This window comes from Candidatus Paceibacterota bacterium (assembly GCA_035530615.1).
In the GTDB taxonomy this organism is placed as follows: domain Bacteria; phylum Actinomycetota; class Actinomycetes; order Nanopelagicales; family Nanopelagicaceae; genus QYPT01.
Genome location: DATKUL010000002.1, coordinates 1 through 21,206, shown reverse-complemented (window position 1 = coordinate 21,206; position 21,206 = coordinate 1). Strand labels below are relative to the sequence as shown.

Below are 21,206 nucleotides of genomic sequence, written 5' to 3'. Positions count from 1 at the left end.
TAGCCTTGTAGTTGTAACGGTAGGTGGGATAAATAGAGATAGATCTACTAGATCCATAATGATTCAGTAAAGAAAACATCTTCATCAAATCTTTAGGATTATCCGGCACCTTTTACAGGCTCCGCTCGAGATGATGACGCAGTTGCAATCAGTAATCCCCTTCAGACGGATGAGTAATTCTTAGGAGAGAATATGTCGAACTTTCACATCAGTCGCCGCGGATTACTCGGTGGGGTTATCGGCGCCACCGTGGCCAGTGGGATAGCCGGATATGGATTTAGAGAGAGGCCTAAAGATGCTGGATTGTCCTCAATCGATGCACGGGAGGCCACGCTCCTCACGTCTGGCCAGGTGAGGAATTTTAAACTCACTGCCGGCCTTTCGGAAATTGATCTGGGCGGAACGATTGCCAAGACGTGGACTTACGGCAACACGCTGCCAGGCAAAATCTTTCGAGTGAACAAAGGAGATCGTGTCAAAGTTAACTTCCACAATAGGCTGCCAGTGCCGACAAGTGTGCACTGGCACGGACTGGCAATTAGAAACGATATGGATGGCGTACCTGGAGTCACCACGCCAGAAGTACGTGCCGGGAAAGATTTCAATTTTGACTTCATAACCCCCGATGCGGGCACTTATTGGTTTCACCCACACAGCGGAACTCAACTCGATAGGGGGCTCTATTCCCCCCTCATAGTTGATGACCCAAATGAGCGCTCAAATTATGATCAAGAATGGATTCTTATCTTGGACGACTGGACCGACGGCGTCGGTAAGAATCCAGATCAAATATTTGCCGAGTTAAAAAAATCAGGTGGCGGTAGCGGCATGGATATGGGTGGCATGGATATGGGTGGCATGAGCGGAATGGGGGCAATGGACGGAGGAGATGTCACCTATCCCATGTATCTCATCAATGGGCATCCGATTAATGATCCTGACATATTCTCCGCAAATCCCGGGGAGAGAATCCGACTTCGTATTATTAATGCTGCGGCCGACACAATCTTCCACGTTGCTCTCTCTCAACATTCAATGAATGTCACGCATACCGATGGCTTTCCCGTTAAGCCCTCCGAAGCGACACTTCTTCAAATTGGTATGGGAGAGAGATACGACCTCGTTGTGACGTTGAAAGATGGAATTTTCCCACTTGTCGCCCGGGCAGTTGGAAAATCGCAACATGCGCGCGCTCTCATCCGAACTGCAAGTGGGCGAGTTCCTTCAGCCGATTTTCTACCCAGTGAGTTAAACGCGATCCCACTCAGAGTGGAAACTTTGAAAGCAACTGACGCGGTAAGACTGCCTTCAAAAAAACCTGACCGGATACAGGATCTGATATTAACGGGAAGCATGAACCCATATATTTGGAAAATTAATGGTCGTACGTACGATCAGACAAAAGCACTTACGATCAAAGAGAATGAAATGGGCAGGCTACGCATTAGAAATATGTCGATGATGCCCCATCCAATTCACCTTCACGGACACACCTTTCAACTCGGAGTAGCTGGTGGGATGGGCGCTCGAAAAGACACAGTCCTATTGCAGCCTATGGGAGGCGTTAACGTCGATTACGCTGCCACAAATCCTGGCAGGTGGATGATCCACTGCCACAATGCCTATCATGCCGAAGCAGGCATGATGACGCGGTTGGAGTACATCGCCTGATTGTCATCCGGTGTCTTCACTGAATATGCCTCAGTAAGACCGAGAGGTGCTGACGCATCTTCTTCCGCCATTTAGGGAGCATAACCAGGAAAAGTCAAGATTTATCTACATATATTCAATAAGTAAATTATGCTAAGGAGGTGGTGAGCCATGGGTAAAAGAGCGACACTCAGCCAGGTAGCCGCCTATGCTGGAGTAAGTATCGCAACAGCCTCTCGCTTCTTCTCAAACCCAGAGTTGGTAAAACCAGAGACTGTCGACCGCATTCGCGTAGCTGCTGCTGCATTGAATTACAAAGCGCCTCGGGTTCTTGAGCGTGACCTTTCTATGCTCCGTATCGCCGTTTTTGCTCGCCTCTTTAATCATGATGGCGAATTCGAACGACTCCGCGGGATATCAAATGCACTCCGAGCATGGCCACACGAAATGCTTTTGTATGAAGTAGACGATTCTTCGTATTCCATGGAGTACGTCAAAAGATTGGTAGTAACTAAACGCGTAGAAGGATTGATTTTTATCGGAGTACCAATCTTTGAAGAGGTTGTCACCTACATTGAAAGATTTCGCGTGCCCACGGTATTGATCGAAAATGATGATCCGAGATTCTCACGTGTCTTGACTTCGGATAAAAAGGGCAGCGAACTCGTCGCGGATTTTTTCAACAAAAGCACCGCTACTCGAATCTTGTTTGTGGGTGTCCACCCGACAGCCGTGAACGCGAGCGCAGGAATCCGTCTGAAATCCTTCCGAGATCGGCTCAACCGCAATAAGAAGGAGATCGTCGGTGAGCTCCTCCTCGATCCAGACTCCCCCGATCTTCAGAAAGAGATTCTGACGATTCTCAAGTCTAAGAATCGGCCTGAAGCAATATTTGCGGCCTCCGATGACCTTGCCGTTGCCGTGTACACGGCCTGCATTTCATTTGGCTTGAAAATCGGTCAGGAAATTACGCTTATCGGATACGGAGACACGGATATTGCAGCGAAACTTGGCATCTCATCCGTTCGCACACACCTTGATGCAACGGGACGGCGTGCGGTTGAGATTCTTAGATCCATGGATGTAGATGGTGGACCATTACAAGAGGAACTCAAGGTCGAGTTGATTCACCGAAAGAGCACTCTCTAATGTAAAGAATAAATTACATTATCCGAGTGTATTGAAATGAAAAATTTACATCAATACACTCCACGGGACACGAGTTAGAGGAGAGAACGTGCCCGACGCAGATATTAAAGTTGGCGAACATGTCATTTCGCGACGGTTAATACTTTCCCCAAGCGACCCCGTTTTCGATCCTCGTTTCCGCCCACCGTTAGAAACAGCCATCCCCTGGATACTTGCCTACCGCGGTCCCTGGTTGATCCCATATGCATCCATTCCATTTGACCACCACCGTGGCGTTGGAGAGCAGAATCTTTTTCGCTGCTTATTCGGCCGAGACTCTTTAATCATCGCGGACTTCCTCGGGGCGCGAGTGCCAGGACTTCGTCGTGGAGTGATCGCCGCATTAGGCGAAGCGCAAGGAACAAATTTCAATAGCAAAAGTGAGGAAGAACCTGGTCGGATACCTCACGAGGTGCGCGATGCCGGAGATGAACGTGCTCGCGAAATCATGGAAGCGGAAGGTTGGTCTTTCCCATATTACGGATCTGTCGACAGTACTCCCCTCTGGTTAAAAGCATTGGCAAAAGAAGCACTCGAAGAACCCGGACTCCTCGATATTCAAGTTGGCAATAAGACCCTCGCTGAACGAGCAGTCCTCGCAACTAAATGGATTGTTACTCGCCTTGAAACTCCATCTGGTCTCATCGAATCAAAGCGATCCAATCCAAAGGGAATTAAGAATCAGGTCTGGAAAGATTCTGGCGATTCTTATGTCCATGCAGATGGGCGGATCGCCGGCGAGGGTTCTCTCGCTTCTATCGAAACTGCCGCAGAAGTATTTGATGCTCTGAATGGCGCTGCACAACTTCAATTGCTTCGTCCGTATCTTGACTGGCCGCTCGACTGCGACGAATTGAAAGCAGCTGCAAATCGAGTCAGGCTCAAGATGATCGAACACCTATGGCTCGGCAATCGTTTTGCAATGGCCACGGAGCGAGATGAAGACGGAAAGCAAACACCTCTTGATTCGCAAGCCAGCAACCAAGGACGCCTCTTGGATTCGACGATACTTGATGGACCTGAGTGGGACATGTACCGGATGGTGATTGCCGATGCCGTTACCGATCCTCAACTCCTAGGACCTGCGGGCCTACGAACACTTTCCAGCGAACATCCCTCATATCGTCCTGGTGGCTATCACACGGGGTCTGCGTGGCCGATGGATGGAATATTCACTGGCAGAGGACTGCTGCGTCACGGATTTCAATCACAAGCCACTGTTCTCATCGGCAGAACGGTTGCGGCGATTGAATCAATTGGAGGCTTCCCCGAATTGCTTCGAAGTGATGCACCCCTCCATGGGTGGGTCAGTGCGGAAGTGATCGATATCGAAGGAGCGTCTGATGGATTCGGCGCGGGCTTTAATCGAATCTGTCAACCGCCGCAAATGATCCAGGGGTGGACTGTTGCGGCGTACGCATGGGCGCAAGATCACCGGCAGATGTGGAATCGGTGGTAATGAAAATGAAGAGAAACACCAACTACAGGGAGAGGTCGACGATGGTCAAAATCAAAACCGGCAAATCGCTAAGCGTTCTAGTAGCGGTTGCCATGGCAATGTCGGTGGGCGCAGCAGCATCACCAGCAAATGCCGCAGCAAAGAAAATCGTTCTGAAGGTTTGGGATCCAGGCTTGATGGGTCACCTTGCTAACGGAGTGATGGATACCAAGACATCATTTATCTACAAGGCAAAAGTTGCATACGAGAAGCTTCACAAGAATGTGACCATCAACATAAGCGAAATTGATGGCGGCGTCTCAGACACCCAATTCAAGGCAGCATCGATTGCCAAGAATGGTCCTGACATCAAGATCGGATTCGCAGGTGGCAACACGCTCTCATTCGAGCCATTCCTTGAGCCACTCGACAAGTACTTCACCAAGAAAGAACTCGCGGTCATAACAGGAACTGGAACTGTACGCGCCAAGTACAACCCAAAGGGTTCACTGCTAGCTCTTCCATACGGAGCGGGTTCATACTTCTATGTCTTCTACGACAAGCGAGTCTTGAGCCAGTACAACATCAATCTGAGCAAACCTCCACAGACGTGGGAAGCCTTCCTTGCGCTAGCAAAGAAAATGAAGAACGCGGGCATTGAAACTCCAATTTGGGAAACCAACTTGGAAGGCTACACAGGCGCTTGGGTTATCGCTTCACTCGTTGGTGGCCAACTCGGCCCAAATGCTTTCTTTGATATGTATACCGGTAAGGCAAAAATTGACTCACCGGCATTTATCAAGGCATACAACGGGTACAAGTCCCTCTACACCGCAGGTGTAACAAATGCCGATGCAACGACAGTCGGCCAAGGCGACCGCCTCAATGGATTCCTTGCTGGTAAGGGTGCCATGATCATCGACGGTGGCTGGGATAACGATCCGATTTACAAGGCTCTTGGTCAATACGCCGGAACCTTTGCTATTCCAACATTGGCTGGATCAAAGTATCCAGGTATTTTGGCTGGTGGAACCAACGTCTCCGTCGCTGTTACGAAGTACAGCAAGAATAAGGTCGAAGCGATTAAGTTCTTGAAGTACCTCATACAACCAAAAACCATCGACATGTACGTAGCAACCACTCAGACTGAGCCGTCTAATAGCATTCACTCAAATCCGAATGTTATTAAGAACCCGTTGCTCAAACAGCAATCAAAGGACGTCGCAAGTCGCCCACAGGTATATCCGTTCGACAACATCATGCCTGGACCAACAATCGACTTGTTCTACAAGTTGAATGCATCTGTGGCACTTGGACAGACGACTCCAGCGGATGCTGTCGCACAACTCCAGCAATCGCTAACGGATAATAAATAGAGTAAAAAAATGGCCTCGCCTGCTGTAACACCTGTTGGTCCCCTCAAAGTTAAATCTGAGAGGGGGCCAGCAGGTGTGGGTGGAAAGAAGCGGTCCCTAACAAAACAACGACAACGCATTGGGATTCTGGCGACCTTGCCAGCATTCCTCGTTGTAGCCGGTTTACTTTTCTACCCAATTGGATACGCAATCTGGATTTCATTTCTCAAAACAGATGGTGTGACATCAAAATTCATCGGACTTAAAAACTACGTTGATATATTCGCAGCGCCACTAGTCCACGAAGTCTTCTTCACCAACCTTAAATTCTTAGCGGCAATCCCCTTCGTAATATTCTTTGGAACCCTTACGGCAGTCCTGCTCTATCAGGAAATATACGGTTGGAAGCTATTCAGAATCATCTTCTTCCTTCCCTCGGTGCTCTCAGCATCGGTTATCGGCCTCATGTTCCGCTCGGCGTTCACGCTCGAAGGCCCTGTGAATTCAGCCCTCATCAGACTTGGTTTTACCCCGATCAATTTCTTCGCCCGAGCAAATATGGCAATCTTTGTAGTAGTCATGGCTTTGATCTGGTCGGGCTTTGGCTACGCCATGATGATCCTGCTTAGCGGACTCATGGCCATCGACGGTGACATCTTCCTAGCTGCCGAAGTTGATGGAGCCGGATGGTGGCAGCGGTTCTGGTACATCATTATTCCAAACGTTCGCAACCAGCTCGCCTTCGTTTCTATCATCAACATTCTTTATACATTTACTTCGCTCTTTGGATACATCTTTGTTATGACCGCTGGTGGACCCCTTTATTCAACGACCACTCTGGACTATTTGATTTACCAGAAGGCCTTCTCCGCCAGTGATATGGGCCAAGGTTCAGCGCTAGCAGTCATCGTCTTCGGGATTATTTCTATACTGACAATCGCCCAGAGTAAGTACTTGAGAAATAACGATGGTAACTAACCATGAGAAAACTGGATTGGAAGGCTAATTCAACAGTATTCCTAATTCTTGCGAGCATCGCCGTCTCGACGCTCTACCCGTTGCTCTATGTTGTGATGACGTCCTCTCGAACTCTCGAGGATTATGTGAAAAATGCGTATGGAATCCCGAAGTTCTTCACATTCGAAAACTTCCGGATCCTGATCAACAATTACTCATTAGGGTTGGCGGCAAGAAATACTATCCTTGTAGTTGGAATTAGCCTCTTCACATCCCTGATGCTCTCCTCCATTGCCGGTTACGCCCTGTCGAAATATGATTTCCCTGGTAGCAAATTCGTTACGTGGTCCTTCATTGCAGTCATGTTGCTCCCCAGTCAGATCCTGATTATTCCTATATACCTACTACTCTCGAAATTCAGTCTTGTCGGACACCTGCCTGGTTTGATCTTCGTATACATAGGGACAAATATTCCTTTTGGCGTCTTCTTCTTGAAATCCACATTCAATGCCGTACCCGACACAATTTTGGACGCTGCCAGAATTGATGGCGCTGGGTTCTTCAAGTCGTTCTTTCTGATTGCACTTCCTAATGCAGCCGCAGGACTTACGACGCTTGGCGTGCTTCAATTTCTAGGTATGTGGAACGAACTCCTGTACGCCTATTTAATCTTGCCGGATCAGTCTCAACGCCTTCTCACCCCTGCTCTGGCAAGTATTGGCGGACGCTATACATCCAATCAACCCCTCGTTGCGGCCGCACTCTGCATAACCGCCGCGCCAACCATCGCACTTCTGGCATTTACTTCACGCTACCTAGTGCGCGGGGTCTCTTCGGGAATTGGCTCTTCTTAATGCCTTCTTCGACCTTGAACCATTTTCCAGATCTCTCCGCAGCGCGTATCCATTACTGGAGTTCGGACTGGGGAGCCGAGTGGATGCCGCACACTCAAAGTGCCAACACGCCCATTGATATCACCGTAGAAGCTGGTCGGTCGAGCAAGGGTTACCATCCATTTTTAATCATCGAGGACGGTGAACGCTCCTACATCCTCGCAATCATGTGGTCAGGAAATTGGTCACTTAAAACGATGGTATCGGGCAATTCACTCGCCGTGGCGATCGATAGCGACAATCCAAACCTAGATGTCTTAACTCACTCCTCGCATCACGGAGGAATGGATAGCGCATCCCGTGCGCTCATCACTTCCTTTCGGGCAATCGATACTCAACACTCTCACTCTCTGTTGAAGATGGAATGGAACTCTTGGTGGCCTTACGAAGACTCTGACGTAAATGAGCGCGTCATTATTGATAACGCAAAAATAGCCAAGGAGATCGGCTTAGAGGTGGCGGTTCTTGATGCCGGATGGTTTGGCGCCTCTGATTCAGCAAGCCATTGGTATGACTTTCGTGGAGATTGGGATGATGTAAACAGGAGCCGATTCCCCCATGGACTAGCTTCTTTGGGTGATGCGGTTCGATCTCAAGGAGTAGATTTTGGAATTTGGATAGAGATTGAAGCCTTAGGGGTCAGATCGCGAATAGTGGCTGAGTTTCCGACGTTTATGGCGAAGCGTGATGGCAAAGACCTTGGATATCTTTGCTTCGGCAATCCTGACGGCTATCAATGGGCAACGGTGCAAATTCAGCACTTGATTGATACCTGCAAGGCGACGTGGGTGAAGATTGATTTCAACCTTGATCCAAAGACAGGCTGCAATCGTGATGATCACGCTCATTCGCACGACCTTGGTCTTACATCTCACATTGACAATCTCTATCGATTTCTAGACGAATTACATGAGAGAAATCCAGACCTCACGATCGAATCCTGCAGCTCTGGGGGCTTGCGCTGGGATCTTGGGATTGCCCTGCATGTCGACTTGGGATTTACGAGTGACCCGGATTGGCCTGAACACGCGCTCAGTGCATTCTGGGCTTCATCTCTATTTTTCCCCCCTGAAAAAGTGCTTGGATGGTGCGATAGCGAATGGAAGGGAGATCACGCCCACCAAGGCTTCAAAATTGCGGATCAGGATTTACAGAGGTTGGAATTTCTCCTGGCAGTGACATTGCTCGGCGCTTTTGGTTTGAGTCAGAAATTATGCGATTTCAATACCCAGCAGATACAAACAGCCAAAACATTTATTGCAATCTACAAGGACGAATTTCGCCCAAGGTATCAAGATCAAGCATTCATCCGTCGATTAAGCGCTCAACCCCTGCGAGAGAATGAAGGTGCTCGGACAGTCGGATTCGCAATAGAGTCCGACCACTTTGAACCGCTTCTTCTCATTTACCAACTTCCCGGCGCAGCTACAGCTCTCCCGATCACATACGGGCCAGCTGACAAGTCTTCGAGGTATCGTGCAATAAATCTAATGACAGGGGAAGAAATTCTCTCTGCCCAACAGAGCAACTTCGAATTTGAGGTTTCTTCCATTGATTACTCCTACTTACTTGTGAAATTCGAAAAGATTGATGAGTACCTGAGTTGAAGGAGTTCGGAGGTTTCGATTCTTGGAGTCGACCGGCGCCGGTTGATCGTGCTTTCTATAGTCGAAACCTTGATCAATACCTCGACGAGATCGCCCCAAAGATTCCAGATCAGAATTTGCGAAACCTATTCATTAACACCTTCTCGAATACCCTCGATACAACTTCCTACTACACAGAGGCGGACAACGAACCGTTGAGTTACATCATCACCGGCGATATTGAAGCAATGTGGCTCAGAGATTCAACAGCGCAAATATGGCACTACCTACCACTCATGAAACATGCTCCAGAAATTCGAAGCCTGGTAGCCGGTTTAATAAGAAGGCAAACGCAGTGCATCTTGAAAGATCCATACGCGAACGCTTTCTATGACGAAAATAAGTTGGGCATGCACGCCATCGATCTCACCGAAATGAAGCCTGGCGTGCATGAACGTAAATGGGAACTGGACTCGTTCTGTTATCACTTAAGACTCTGTGTCGCCTACTGGAATCTAACCGCAGATCGGACCCCATTTAATCAAGTCTGGAAGGAATCTCTCGGGCTTATCCTCCAAACAATGCGTGTGCAACAACGGATATCCGAACACGGTCCATATTTCTTTGACCGTGCAACCGAGAATCCAATAGATACTCTTTCTAATGGAGGGTATGGGCCCTCCTACGTCCCTACTGGAATGATCGCTTCTTCCTTTCGCCCTTCCGATGATGCCTGTGAACTGCCTTTTAATATCCCTGCGAATCTCTTCGCGCGCAAAGTTCTAAATGAAATTCAGAGAGTTCTTATCGAACTCAACCTTGATGATTTCGGCGAACAGATAGATTGCTTGGTCTCGGATATTTCAGAAGGGCTGGCTGGATTTGCGACTGTAGATCACGAGTCATTTGGAACTATCTACGCCTACGAAGTCGACGGATTAGGAAATTCTGTCCTGATGGATGACGCAAACGCTCCTAGTCTGCTCTCTCTTCCATATTTCAACGCAGTAGACCCGAGCAGTCTGGTTTACCAAGCAACTCGCTCATTTGTTTTGAGTTCAGGGAACCCATATTTCTACCGAGGAATTTTAGGCTCAGGGATTGGATCTCCGCACACGGGCAAAAAAAGGATCTGGCCTACCTCTCTCATTTTTCAAGCACTCACGAGTCAGGATGAGGCAGAAATACGAGATTGCCTTCTCCTACTTATCAAATCAAGCGCAGGCACTGGATTACTTCATGAGAGCTTTGATGTTGACAATCCCAATGAATACTCAAGGTCGTGGTTTGCCTGGTGTAATTCGCTCTTCGGAGTCTTAATTCATCACCTACTTACCGAGCGACCCAGTCTGATTGCTCAGTGGCGAAGTTGAGCGCTCTTTCGTCGGATTACCGTCTTGAATTTGTACCCGTTCTTCTCAGCAATTGCCTTGATTGACTTGGAGATTTCACCAATATCAAAGTCATAGTTGATCACCACGCCGTTGAGGCCTATGAAAGTTCCCTTTACGTGCCGCATGAGAGTCTTGCCAGATTGAAAAGAAGACTCACCGCTTGCCCCAAACGAAAACCCCTTACTTTTCTCGGTGGTTTTCTCGTAGAGGAAAACAGTCCTCTCTTCATCATCAACCAACACGGCATTTTCGTAGATGATTTTCTTCTCCCCTGACCCACCCTTGGCATCGAGCAACTCGCAATCGACGGTGATATCCGAATCTCCGCCTTTGACCGGAGAAAGCGCAAGTGATTCCAACTTTGCGAAGATTTCTTGGACGATTTCTTCCTTCACTTTCAACCCCTAACTCTTGGGAATGACGGCAATCAATTTGGACAATGGGCTCTCCACGCCCGAATAAAGCGCGACCACGCCAATGTACGTAGCCTTCTTCGGCTTCAACTTTAAGATTGTGCATGTGAAAACTCTCGCTGTAGTTTTGCAATAAGAGAGCAACGTGTGAGCTGGACCGTACGCCCCTGCTCGGTATCCAAGGATTCTCTTACCCGCTGTGAATACCGGTGCTTTCCAGGAAACCCGAATTGCTTTGGAAAGAGCAACCACCTTCACCGATTGAGGTGCCGACAGCCTTGGCTTGGAAGTCGCTGCAGAAGTTGGCGTTGCGCTGGCAGCGCTTCCAACGATGACTTTGTATCTCGGCGTTGTTGGATAACTGGACCCGAGTGACGATACGGTTCTAACTTGAACATAGTATGCAGTGCCCAATTTGAGTCCGCCGATCAGACAACTATTTCCCAGAGCTGAACTTTCGGTGCAGTATCCCGCGTATGACCCAGCGGAGATTTCTGGTCCAGTAAAAACTTCGGCGGCATACCAAGCAAACTGACCAGTCCCCAGCGAAGATGACGGAGACCATTTAACGCTCAGCATTCCCTTGCTATCACTTGTTGCAGAAACATTACTTGGAGGAGATCCAGCATTACCTGGAGATATTGGCTTCATGGCACTTGGTCCACCGGTGCCGGCACTATTGCTTGCCACCACGTCCACGTAATACGTCGAACCGGTCGCTAATCCAGAAACTACACACCCCAGACTTGTCGTGGAGCAGGATCCAAAAATTGGCGAGGCGGTGGGGGGTGGGACTGTCCAAACCCGTGCAGTGTAGGTGAGGGTTGCCTCTGTATTGGAACTCGGCGGATCCCATGTGACCGCTACCTGAGTCGGCCCCGCCATTGCCTCCACATATTGGGGTGCCGAAGGCAGTGAAACTGCTGCAACTGGCGAAATCATAAACACGCTCAGCGCAGATACTAAAAGAATAAGCAAGGGTCGCTTACCACGACCAGACGGTGTCTTCATTAAACCTTCTTGGCCTCTTGTCACCGCCACCTCCTAACAAGTGATGTAAGACCTCACTTTGATGCTACAACTGCCCCTTGGATTTGTCTGCAGGGAAGACGAGAATCAGCCCTAATTTCCTTTCAAAATCCACATAAGCGCAGGAGAATTCTCTCAGAGAATGCACAAAGTCATCGTCAAAACTTTTTACGTGGGGCAATAGGGCCCGACTTCGCTTGAGGAGTAAATCATGAAAACTAGAAGAACGTTGGGCGCAGCTCTCCTGACGGCAGGATTGATTATGAGTTCGGCGAGCGTTGTAAGCGCCGATGAAACCGCCACCCCAAAAGCAACTAAATCCACCTCTGCCAGTAGTGCAGATTTACTCGCCTACAAGACCGGACTTTTGAAATTCCGGATTGCACTCACCGTCAATTCAATTAACTACCGAATCGCCATGGAGAAGTACTGGGCCGATTGGCAAGCAACTCTCGACAAGTATCTAGCACCATACAAGGCAGCGTTAGAGCAGTATCGGGTCCTTGAAGCCGCCTACCTGGCAAAATTGACACCTATCATCACCGCTCGCCGGGCAGCTATGAACAAAGCAGATAGCGAATTCCTCGCGGCTGTGGCCTCCGCCACGACCGATGCACAAATGGAACTGGCGCTTAAGAATCATGCAACCGCAACTTCCGCGGCGAACGAAGCATTCCAGAGCGCTAAAGCTGCCCTGGGTGCCGCCCCAGTTAAGCCAGTTAAACCAGCAGAGTTGACCAAGCCACCGCTTCCAGTCAAGCCATCCAATCCTGTGAAGCCTCTCGCTCCAACAAAGCCCGATAACGGGAAGAACAAAAAAACTAAATAGCGAATAATCAAAACTCCCGGCTCATGTGAACTGAACCCCGAAAGTTGGAGTTCTAAATAGGAGTCGGGGGTTTTGATTTGTCTATACAAATTCGCAAGTTGCACCAAATCGAACTAGACGAGCACATGAGGTCTTAAGCCTTGAAGATGGAATCCCAGGCAATTGGGACGAATGAAAAACCAGTCACCCAATCAGGTGTCTCCGCGATGAATCTCTGAATGCTCTTCCATTCTTCAAATTCAGTCTTGGCATATCTCCGCTGACGTGGCGTGAAACATGAAATATTCTTCACGTCGTACGCAAACATTGCTACTTCAAAATCGACAATCTCCTTCTGTAGATTCCAGTATTTGTTCAGATGAGCACTCGTAAAAAACCAAGACCATATACCGTTCACGGGCTCATAATCCTTCTTAAAAATCTGTTCCTGCTTTTCATACGCCAGAACCTGGGCCTTAACCTTGTTGCACGCACTTGATCCTGGAAGCGGATCCGCTGCAGATGCGCCCGTCGCCCCGAGCGTGGCGACCATGATGCCTAGAGCTACTCCTGAAGCCAGAAATCTCTTCACTTCATGCCCCCTTTTTGAACACTGTAGTCAATACCGAACCCCTTGACTAGATTCTCCACTCCAAATTTTGCACTCGGCACGAACTAAAGCAATATAATTTCGTGTGATCGTTGACTCCGCGCTTTACCAAAAAGGCATACGCGTTGATGGACCAACCGATATCTCGGACTTAGTAGACATTGCAAAATCCAGCGGAGGGTTTGTCTGGCTGGGTCTGGCGGAACCGTCCCATGAAGAATTGCAAATGATCGTGGGTGAACTGAATTTCCATCCCCTCGCTGTAGAAGATGCAGTACACGCTAAACAACGTCCAAAGATAGAAGGCTATGAAGGTCTCACTCTCTTCGTTTTAAAAACAGTTTTCTTTGACCCAACCGAAACAGAAATTTCCACCGGCGAAATTCTCTGCTTTATATCCGATCATTTCATTGTGATTGTGCGTCACGGGGAAGGTTCTCCTCTGGCCACCGTGCGAAGAGATCTTGAAGCAAAGCCAGAGCTGATGGCCCTTGGACCCTATGCGGTTCTTCACGCAGTTCTTGATCGAGTTATTGATGGGTACATAGCGATTGCCACAGCCCTCGAACAAGAGGTTGCGAGGCTAGAAACCAAAGTCTTTAGCGGCAGACGCCAAACCTTCTCGCAAGATATCTACTTTCTAAAGAGAGAATTCATCGAGTTTCGTCACGCTATCGAGCCGCTTGTTCTCCCCGTGCAGAAAGTAGCTGGTGAGAACTTCACCCTGGTACCCGAGCCGCTAAAACCCTTCTTCCGAGACACGTTAGACCACTTAATGCGCGCTTGCGACCACGCCACCGGATTGGACTCGATGCTCACTTCTGTTCTGCAAGCAGACCTAGCCCACGTACAAGTTCAACAGAATATTGACGTAAGAAAAATTACGGCGTGGGTCGCACTTGCTTCGGGGCCAACAATGATCGCAGGCATCTACGGAATGAACTTCGAACACATGCCAGAACTTAGCACTCGTTTTGGCTATCCACTTGTGATCGGTGGGATGGTTTTGTTGACATTGTTTCTCTTTCGAAAATTCAAAAAATCTGACTGGCTGTAGTTTCTACGGCTCTCGCAAGAGAATTAATCGCGATCGATTGGAATTACCTTCACTCCGTCTGGGTCGGCAAGTAAGAGAACGTTCTCGCTTTCAACTGCTGACAGAATCTTTAGCACTTCCTCAGTCGATCCAAAACTGCTTGTGTCATTAACTCGTTTCCAGGCTTGGACTCGAGCGCCCGTCTGATGAGTTATTGCGCGGTTCAATTCAATATCCTTCGCTCCGATGAGGAAAACAAACTGAAGTCCTTTTTGACCTGGTATCCCAAGTTCTCGTTCGTTCCTATAAATCATCCAGTGGTAACCAGCGACCGCAAAAGCTGTTAGCAAAATACTTATAGTAAAGCGGGCTCGGTGAAAAGTGGCGATACCGAAGTTTCCTTTAAATACATCGTCGAAGAAGAAGAAAACCCCAACTAACAGGGCGACTACTCCAGCCAGTCCACCTACGCCGAAAAGTAGAAAAAGATAGATTCGACGGGTAGCGGATGCATGCTCTGTTGCAGGAGATTTCTGCGTGGCATTCTGAACCCGGCTCCAGAATATCAACCACACTGGTCCACCAATAATCAAGAGCGTGCCCGCTGCGATTAGGGTATTGCTAGAACCACTACCGCCGACTAGCGATGTAGAACTAGTGAGCTCTTGAACAAGTGCAGTAAGAAGCACTCCAATTCCACCAGATGCCGCTGCAAGACCAATACCAGCAATTAAATATTCATAAATCCGCTGCACCTCAGTTCGAGCAGCGACTCTCTCTTCATCGAGTACCGCATGGTGGTACCACCATGTTATGAAGCCGACTATGGCCGCGCCTGCGAAATTTGACGCGTTCTGAAAATGGAATGCGGCCTCTGTAGAGGCTGGCTCCCCTATGAACCAGACTAAAACTTGGTAGAGAACCGTGCTGGCACACGAAACTGCGACTATCAGTCCGCCAGCCACACCTGCCAGCAATACGTAGCCAAACCAGAGCGAGTCTTTGGAAGATTTTGAGTATGTCCTCATCCAGTAGAGCCACCAAACCGGTATTCCAGTGATCAAGGTAATAGCGCTCAACCAAATGGAGTCGCCTCCTCGCATGAAAATTGCATCTCCACCTAGATGAAAAACGCGACCAAGACCCGCAGAGAGCAAATCGCTCAAGCCGACAAACACTGCCACCAGTCCAATAAGTGATCCAATGAGGTGGTGATATCTGGTACTGGTCTTAGGAGTAACTCGAGCATCAAGCCACCAATGTGCGCCCCAGATTGCTCCCCAAACAATAACTCTGGCGATTGATTCGCCGTTGTAGTTCACATCGTCTACTGCCCACGTGAGAATCTCGCGGAACGCAAAAAAAGTAAAGAGAAGCGCGGTTACAGAAGATGCGGTGATATAGAAAGTCCAACCGAATGACTTTGCCTCAACGGGCTCGGCGATGAATTTGCGCCTTGTCCAGAAGGCCAAAAGTGCATACAGAGGAACACCAACGACAACGAATGAAAAGTTTCTCGCTAGTCCGGTTTGGTCTAGGACCACAAGGCTGTCTGCGCGCAGAAGTCGTCCAAGTAATCCAGAGAACCCCACTCCTGATACAACGAGAAGTCCATACATGAGGAGGAATTGGAAAAATCTCCTCACGGAATTCCCTGTTACGGGACCGTGATCATCACGACTAGTAAATCTCCGAATGACCAAAATGACTATGACAAGAAGAATGACTGGAAATAGAGCGCCAATTATCATTTCGCGATCACTCCGCAATCATAAAGTGGCCATGGAATTCCAGTTAGCAACCAATGATTATTCACTTGGATGAGACGAAAGGTGTGATCTTCCACCCTCACCGCATCAAATGGTGCACCAGACGGGTAATCGACTTTAACCCAGACCTGTGCGTGCTCACCGTCTACCTCCGTTTTGACGAGATCGACCCGTGCTGTGTCCATTGTGTAGACGCGATCAAGATCTTGAACATCACACGAACTTTCCGATGAAATGAACTGCGCTGCCTTCTCATAATCGCCCTTTAGCACGGCGGCCAAATAACCCTGCACGGTCCCCGCCGGCGTCGCAGGGTCAAGGGTTTTAGATGCGTTCCCAGAGGTAAAGAGAGTCACAAGAACAACTGCGATGATTAGTAACGCGAAGACAGTAGCCAGTATTTGGTTCGGTGACTTTTTCATTCTCAAAGCCTCCTTGTGCCCTGTACGTGACCCACGCCTAAACAGTACGCCGATTACTGCCAGAAAGTGGGTTCTGCCTTCGCCAACTTGTCACAAACGCGTAGCCTTACGTTAGAAAAAAATGGTATCTCCATTGGGTAAGATTCCTCCGTGGAACTTCAAAAGGTTATTCTTTATTACGGTTTCACGCCTATTTCCGACCCCGAAGCAATTCGACTCTGGCAGCAGACCCTCTGTGAAGCACTCGGTCTAAATGGACGTATCTTGATTTCACCGCACGGCATTAACGGAACTCTTGGTGGAGATATGTCCGCCCTAAAGAAATATGTCAAAGCCACAAAGGCTTACCCAGGATTTAAGAAAATCGATTTCAAATGGTCAGATGGTGATGGAAATGATTTTCCTCGTCTCAAGGTACGTGTACGCGATGAGCTCGTTGCATTTGGAAATCCAACAGAACTTGAAGTTGATGAGAATGGCGTTGTCGGCGGCGGAGTGCATCTCAAGCCCTACGACGTAGAGAAATTAGTCAAAGAACGCGGTGACGATGTTGTTTTCTTCGATGGCCGCAATGCCTTCGAAGCGAAGATCGGGAAATTCCGAAATGCGGTTGTGCCTGATGTAATGACTTCTCGGGACTTCGTAAGCGAGATTGAAAGTGGCAAATACGATCACCTCAAAGAAAAGCCGATTGTCACCTACTGCACAGGCGGAATAAGGTGCGAAGTCCTTTCATCGGTAATGAAGAAACGCGGATTCAAAGAGGTCTACCAAATTGAAGGTGGAATTGTGAGGTACGGCAAGAAGTATGGCGATAGCTCTCTGTGGGAGGGATCCCTTTACACATTTGACGCACGCATGGCGATTGACTTCTCAGAAAATACAAAAATCATTGGCGAGTGCGAAAAATGTTCGACTGCAACGAAGCAATTTTATAACTGTGCCAATGTCGCCTGCCACGAATTGGTCCTACTCTGCGAGTCTTGCGCCAACAATCAATCGAATAAGTACTGCTCGCATGACCAAACGTTCATATAGATCAGACTCGGTGCCTATCCTTTGGCTGCTGCCTCTTCTTCGGCAATCTGCTTGCGGACGTCGTCCATATCCAAGCCCTGAACGGCTTGAATCAACTCTTCAAATGACGGGGCAGGAAGCGCACCAGGTTGGCTGAAAACCAAGATTCCATCCTTGAAAGCCATCAAGGTTGGGATGGAGGAGATTCCCGCGCCCTGCGCCAATTCTTGCTCGGCTTCTGTATCAACCTTGGCAAAAGTAATCTCTGGAAACTTCTCAGAGGCAGCTTCAAATACTGGAGCGAACATTCTGCAAGGTCCACACCAAGCAGCCCAGAAATCTACAAAGGTAATCCCGCCTTTGCTGACTGTCTCACTGAAGGATTCGTTCCCGATATTGATTGTGGCCATATTAACTAGTCCTCTCTAACAACTCTTGAAGTTTCTCAATAACTACGTGGGCACGTGGATTGGTAATGCTAAAGCCGAGTGCAATAGACATCCCTCGTTGGCTATTAACCGAAGTTAACCTCCTTTTATTCCCTGTACATCCTGTAACCGGGGTCACAGAAATGAGCAAAAAACTACGCTGAAACCTCTTTAATGACGGCAAATTGCGTGCGCATCCTAATCCGAAATCCCATGGCTAGATACAGGCGAATTGCATTTGCATTTGATTCAGAGACGTGAAGGAACGGCATATCCCCCTCGGCTCGAATGTTGGCAGCAACCGCCTTCACAAGGCGACCCGCCAACCCCTTCCCCCGTTGCGACTCATCCGTGCAGACGGCACTGATCTCACGCCAACCCTGGGGATGAATCCGGCAACCGGCCATGGCGACAAGTGCGCCATTTACGCGAAACCCTAAGTACCCACCAAGCTCGATAGTGCGTGGAAGAAAGGGACCTGGTTGAGTGCGGGAAACAAGATCGAGCATTTCTGGCACATCATCATCGCCAAGCGGAATCGCCTCGGCATCGAGTTCTCCCTCGGTATCGAGTTCTCCCTCGACATCCTCTCCAGTCATCTGCAGGCCAAATCCGCCATCAATAATTTCCCAGCCGTCCGCGATGTGGAGTTCTGGACCTGTTAGAAGAACATGCCCACCAGGGCCGATTAATTCTGAAAGGTCACGCCATGCTTGCGGATTGTGAGGATCTTCTATCGCGCCAAACGGAGAGATGTCCAATGGATAGCGCCTGGACATTCCATGCACTTCTGCCATTAAGGCGTGAGGTCCACTAAGCGCTGACCACACCGCGTCGTCTAACACTTGGGAATGATTTATTTCTTTCGCCATAAAAATGAACCTTAACGTTAGAAGCGACAACGAAGCATAACTTTAATTGCGATGCAGTTCAGAATGAAACCACCCTGATAACCTGTATTTCCTCAGAGGCGGAGAAGTCAATGAATTCAATCTGGCAACGAGTAATCGCTCCTTTTGCCAAGCGCAAGTACTGGATTCAATGGATTCTCGTAACCGCAAGTGCCGCCGCCGTATCGTGGCTGGTTGGAAACCAAGTGATCGAAAATGGTGGACTCGTTGCAGCCATTGTCGCGACTTTGACGGTTCGAATATCCGTAAATAAATCCCTACGCGAAGGATTTGGCCAACTCCTTGGCACTGCGATCGGAGTAGGCACTGCCTTTATATCACTACATTTTTTTGGTTTCGGCGTAACAACAGTTTTTGTGACTGTCATTCTTTCCCTGGTTGCATCGCGTGCATTACATCTAGGTGAAGTTGCATCAATAAATGTGCCCATCACCGCTCTCATTGTTCTCGGCCCAGGCCTTGCCGAGACGAAAGCGATCCACCGAACTCTTTCCACCGTTATTGGAATGTGCATAGCGGTCGTATTTTCTTACTTCGCCCACCCGAAGTCTCCCGCCGGTCGAACGATCGACAGAATCAAATCTCTTGCAGATAAGTCAGCGGACTTACTCGAATTAATGTCCGAGGCGGTGTTTTATGGTTACACGCGAGATATAGCCGCCAAAATGCTTGGAGCAGCACGAGTACTGATGGAGGAAATTCCTACCGTCCGAGCCCAAGCGCTTGAGGCTCGCTCTTACGCACGGTGGTTTCCTATGGCAAGAGAAGAGGAAGCCGAAGAACTCTACGAACGCGGCGTCGCGATAGAGCATTCCGTCGTGCAAGTGAGAACAATCGCGCGAACTCTTTTTGATATCTCTCTCGACAAAGACTTACCACCTAGCATCACTGAAAAAATCTCTCATGCACTTACTTCTGCTGGCATCGCCATTCGAAAAGAGAGTTCAACCCTAGGTGAAGAAATTTCAGAGGCGACGCACAATGCGAGGACCAATGATTTGCGCGCGGCACTCAAATCTCTAGCCGAGGAATTCATGGAACGCGGACAGAAAATTCATCTCGCGCAATTTGCGCGCGGCATTTCTCTAGTAACAAACTTGGAGCGGATCGCAGATTCCCTTGATCTCGACAGCCCTGCTATTACTGATGTCATGTCCCCGGAAGAAGCGGCCGAGATGCAAATTTTGGCCCTCTCCCCCATCGAGCAAGGCAGAAAAATCCAGAAGAAAATGAGACGACTTCTTCCAAAGAGATTCCGCAGGTCTCGGTAATTATTTAATTCATGTAATCGCGAAAAACAGTTTCCAAATCGTTCACCGTGCGCCGTGGATGCGCAACCTTCCATGACTAGCGTTCAAAAAATCGACCGTCGAGGCACTACCCTATTTTCACAATTTGAATTCCGCTTGCCTTATTTGCAACACCTCCAGCGATCGGGGATGTAAGTATTACGGCACTTGCGGTCGTCGCGGAAGCTTCCATGTGAATCACAGTATTGACAGCGTCGATAACGCAAATGCCAGCCAAAGAAATAGTGGCAATGTCCCACGTGCCCGCGCCAGCCTTCGGTATTGCAACCTCAGAAGTTGAAATAATAGTTGATCCGCACATCAAATTTGCGGTCGTATCAAGCAGCGCGGCAGTAGCCGAAGGCCGAATCGTTAAATGTCCTGTCACGAAATATGTTCCTGCAGCCGGGGTCAAGGTTGGCCCCGTAATGCTTGGAGTATTTGGAGTCGCACTCAACGTAACATCCGCCCCGAGATAGTTGGAAGCTGAGGTGAGGGAACCGGTAGGGCCACTTGGTCCAGTAAGCCCAGATGGACCAGATGGACCTGTCAAACCAGATGGACCAGATGGTCCACTAGCACCCGTTGTTCCTGTTGCACCTGCACCGGTGGGACCAGAAGGTCCAGTTGCACCGGTTGGTCCGGTCAGACCAGAGGGGCCCGATGCTCCAGTTGCACCGGTTGGTCCGGTCAGACCAGAGGGGCCCGATGCTCCAGTTGCGCCCGTTGCGCCGGTAGCACCAGTAAGACCAGAAGGTCCCGTTGCACCCGTTGCGCCGGTAGCACCAGTAAGACCAGAAGGTCCCGTTGCACCAGTCGCACCCGTTGGTCCGGTCAGACCCGAGGGACCCGATGGGCCAGTTGCACCGGTAGCACCTGCACCGGTCGGGCCGCTAGGTCCTTCAAGTCCGGATGGACCCGAGGGTCCAGTTGCGCCGGTTGGTCCGGTCAGACCCGAGGGACCCGATGCCCCAGTTGCACCGGTAGCACCTGCACCGGTCGGGCCGCTAGGT

The 21,206-nt window shown here is 49.2% G+C and carries 20 protein-coding genes; 12 read left to right on the top strand and 8 right to left on the bottom strand.

The genetic code is table 11. The annotated features are described in order from the left end of the window. The first annotated feature begins 192 nt into the window (after positions 1–192). The 8 genes from VMW30_03100 to VMW30_03065 all read left to right on the top strand — a co-directional run bounded on the left by VMW30_03100 (position 193) and on the right by VMW30_03065 (position 10,440). A complete protein-coding gene (locus VMW30_03100; protein HUW87349.1) occupies positions 193–1,671 on the top strand; it encodes a multicopper oxidase family protein in 1,479 nt (492 codons plus the stop codon). A 150-nt stretch (positions 1,672–1,821) separates the two neighbouring features. After that, positions 1,822–2,799, top strand: a complete 978-nt coding sequence (locus VMW30_03095; protein HUW87348.1) for a LacI family DNA-binding transcriptional regulator — start codon at positions 1,822–1,824, stop codon at positions 2,797–2,799. An 88-nt stretch (positions 2,800–2,887) separates the two neighbouring features. Further along, positions 2,888–4,297, top strand: a complete 1,410-nt coding sequence (locus VMW30_03090) for a hypothetical protein (GenBank protein HUW87347.1) — start codon at positions 2,888–2,890, stop codon at positions 4,295–4,297. A gap of 41 nt (positions 4,298–4,338) precedes the next feature. Beyond that, positions 4,339–5,652: an extracellular solute-binding protein gene (locus tag VMW30_03085; GenBank protein HUW87346.1), complete on the top strand. Its 1,314-nt coding sequence runs from the start codon at positions 4,339–4,341 to the stop codon at positions 5,650–5,652. A 9-nt stretch (positions 5,653–5,661) separates the two neighbouring features. Beyond that, positions 5,662–6,609 carry a sugar ABC transporter permease gene (locus tag VMW30_03080; GenBank protein HUW87345.1) on the top strand — a complete coding sequence of 316 codons (948 nt, stop codon included), beginning with the start codon at positions 5,662–5,664 and terminating at the stop codon, positions 6,607–6,609. Between the two features lie 2 nt (positions 6,610–6,611). Then, entirely contained in the window at positions 6,612–7,442 is an 831-nt protein-coding gene (locus VMW30_03075; GenBank protein ID HUW87344.1) for a carbohydrate ABC transporter permease, read from the top strand. Next, positions 7,442–9,088: a glycoside hydrolase family 36 protein gene (locus tag VMW30_03070; protein ID HUW87343.1), complete on the top strand. Its 1,647-nt coding sequence runs from the start codon at positions 7,442–7,444 to the stop codon at positions 9,086–9,088. Before VMW30_03075 ends, VMW30_03070 begins: the two co-directional genes overlap by 1 nt. Continuing rightward, positions 9,085–10,440 (top strand): glycoside hydrolase family 125 protein, encoded by a 1,356-nt coding sequence (locus VMW30_03065; protein HUW87342.1) that lies wholly within the window; start codon positions 9,085–9,087, stop codon positions 10,438–10,440. Before VMW30_03070 ends, VMW30_03065 begins: the two co-directional genes overlap by 4 nt. Here VMW30_03065 and VMW30_03060 read toward each other — a convergent pair. Further along, a complete protein-coding gene (locus tag VMW30_03060) occupies positions 10,425–10,856 on the bottom strand; it encodes a hypothetical protein (protein ID HUW87341.1) in 432 nt (143 codons plus the stop codon). The genes VMW30_03065 and VMW30_03060 overlap by 16 nt on opposite strands. Before the next feature lie 9 nt (positions 10,857–10,865). Further along, entirely contained in the window at positions 10,866–11,885 is a 1,020-nt protein-coding gene (locus VMW30_03055) for a fibronectin type III domain-containing protein (protein ID HUW87340.1), read from the bottom strand. 229 nt (positions 11,886–12,114) lie between these two features. On the opposite strand from VMW30_03055, the gene VMW30_03050 reads away from it, so the two are divergent. After that, positions 12,115–12,732 (top strand): hypothetical protein, encoded by a 618-nt coding sequence (locus VMW30_03050; GenBank protein ID HUW87339.1) that lies wholly within the window; start codon positions 12,115–12,117, stop codon positions 12,730–12,732. Positions 12,733–12,865: 133 nt separating this feature from the next. Here the strand turns inward: VMW30_03050 and VMW30_03045 are convergent, their stop codons facing one another. Further along, on the bottom strand, positions 12,866–13,303 hold the full coding sequence (locus tag VMW30_03045) for a hypothetical protein (protein HUW87338.1): 438 nt from the start codon (positions 13,301–13,303) through the stop codon (positions 12,866–12,868). 103 nt (positions 13,304–13,406) lie between these two features. Between VMW30_03045 and VMW30_03040 the strand changes: the two genes are divergently transcribed. Continuing rightward, complete coding sequence (locus VMW30_03040) at positions 13,407–14,378, top strand: magnesium and cobalt transport protein CorA (protein ID HUW87337.1); 972 nt, start codon at positions 13,407–13,409, stop codon at positions 14,376–14,378. A 23-nt stretch (positions 14,379–14,401) separates the two neighbouring features. Here the strand turns inward: VMW30_03040 and VMW30_03035 are convergent, their stop codons facing one another. Then, positions 14,402–16,108, bottom strand: coding sequence for a DUF5671 domain-containing protein (locus VMW30_03035; GenBank protein HUW87336.1), 1,707 nt, complete (start codon positions 16,106–16,108; stop codon positions 14,402–14,404). Continuing rightward, positions 16,105–16,548, bottom strand: coding sequence for a hypothetical protein (locus tag VMW30_03030; GenBank protein HUW87335.1), 444 nt, complete (start codon positions 16,546–16,548; stop codon positions 16,105–16,107). The genes VMW30_03035 and VMW30_03030 overlap by 4 nt, the downstream gene beginning before the upstream one ends. 150 nt (positions 16,549–16,698) lie before the next feature. Between VMW30_03030 and VMW30_03025 the strand changes: the two genes are divergently transcribed. Beyond that, complete coding sequence (locus VMW30_03025; GenBank protein ID HUW87334.1) at positions 16,699–17,586, top strand: rhodanese-related sulfurtransferase; 888 nt, start codon at positions 16,699–16,701, stop codon at positions 17,584–17,586. A gap of 14 nt (positions 17,587–17,600) precedes the next feature. Here VMW30_03025 and trxA read toward each other — a convergent pair whose 3' ends face one another. Further along, positions 17,601–17,975 (bottom strand): thioredoxin, encoded by a 375-nt coding sequence (trxA, locus tag VMW30_03020; protein HUW87333.1) that lies wholly within the window; start codon positions 17,973–17,975, stop codon positions 17,601–17,603. Between the two features lie 173 nt (positions 17,976–18,148). Beyond that, positions 18,149–18,865: a GNAT family N-acetyltransferase gene (locus VMW30_03015; GenBank protein HUW87332.1), complete on the bottom strand. Its 717-nt coding sequence runs from the start codon at positions 18,863–18,865 to the stop codon at positions 18,149–18,151. A 110-nt stretch (positions 18,866–18,975) separates the two neighbouring features. Here VMW30_03015 and VMW30_03010 point away from each other — a divergent pair, with 110 nt between their 5' ends. Beyond that, entirely contained in the window at positions 18,976–20,175 is a 1,200-nt protein-coding gene (locus VMW30_03010; protein HUW87331.1) for an FUSC family protein, read from the top strand. 106 nt (positions 20,176–20,281) lie between these two features. Here VMW30_03010 and VMW30_03005 read toward each other — a convergent pair. Beyond that, positions 20,282–21,206 (bottom strand): collagen-like protein (locus VMW30_03005; protein HUW87330.1); only part of this gene is annotated, 925 nt, incomplete at its 5' end.

Excerpts from the sequence above, each read along its gene's own strand:
- VMW30_03100 (HUW87349.1), top strand. The coding sequence starts at position 193 with ATGTCGAACTTTCACATCAGTCGCCGCGGATTACTCGGTGGGGTTATC.
- VMW30_03095 (HUW87348.1), top strand. The coding sequence starts at position 1,822 with ATGGGTAAAAGAGCGACACTCAGCCAGGTAGCCGCCTATGCTGGAGTA.
- VMW30_03085 (HUW87346.1), top strand. The coding sequence starts at position 4,339 with ATGGTCAAAATCAAAACCGGCAAATCGCTAAGCGTTCTAGTAGCGGTT.
- VMW30_03080 (HUW87345.1), top strand. The coding sequence starts at position 5,662 with ATGGCCTCGCCTGCTGTAACACCTGTTGGTCCCCTCAAAGTTAAATCT.
- VMW30_03075 (HUW87344.1), top strand. The coding sequence starts at position 6,612 with ATGAGAAAACTGGATTGGAAGGCTAATTCAACAGTATTCCTAATTCTT.
- VMW30_03070 (HUW87343.1), top strand. The coding sequence starts at position 7,442 with ATGCCTTCTTCGACCTTGAACCATTTTCCAGATCTCTCCGCAGCGCGT.
- VMW30_03055 (HUW87340.1), bottom strand. The coding sequence starts at position 11,885 with ATGAAGACACCGTCTGGTCGTGGTAAGCGACCCTTGCTTATTCTTTTA.
- VMW30_03050 (HUW87339.1), top strand. The coding sequence starts at position 12,115 with ATGAAAACTAGAAGAACGTTGGGCGCAGCTCTCCTGACGGCAGGATTG.
- VMW30_03035 (HUW87336.1), bottom strand. The coding sequence starts at position 16,108 with ATGATAATTGGCGCTCTATTTCCAGTCATTCTTCTTGTCATAGTCATT.
- VMW30_03030 (HUW87335.1), bottom strand. The coding sequence starts at position 16,548 with ATGAAAAAGTCACCGAACCAAATACTGGCTACTGTCTTCGCGTTACTA.
- trxA (HUW87333.1), bottom strand. The coding sequence starts at position 17,975 with ATGGCCACAATCAATATCGGGAACGAATCCTTCAGTGAGACAGTCAGC.
- VMW30_03015 (HUW87332.1), bottom strand. The coding sequence starts at position 18,865 with ATGGCGAAAGAAATAAATCATTCCCAAGTGTTAGACGACGCGGTGTGG.
- VMW30_03010 (HUW87331.1), top strand. The coding sequence starts at position 18,976 with ATGAATTCAATCTGGCAACGAGTAATCGCTCCTTTTGCCAAGCGCAAG.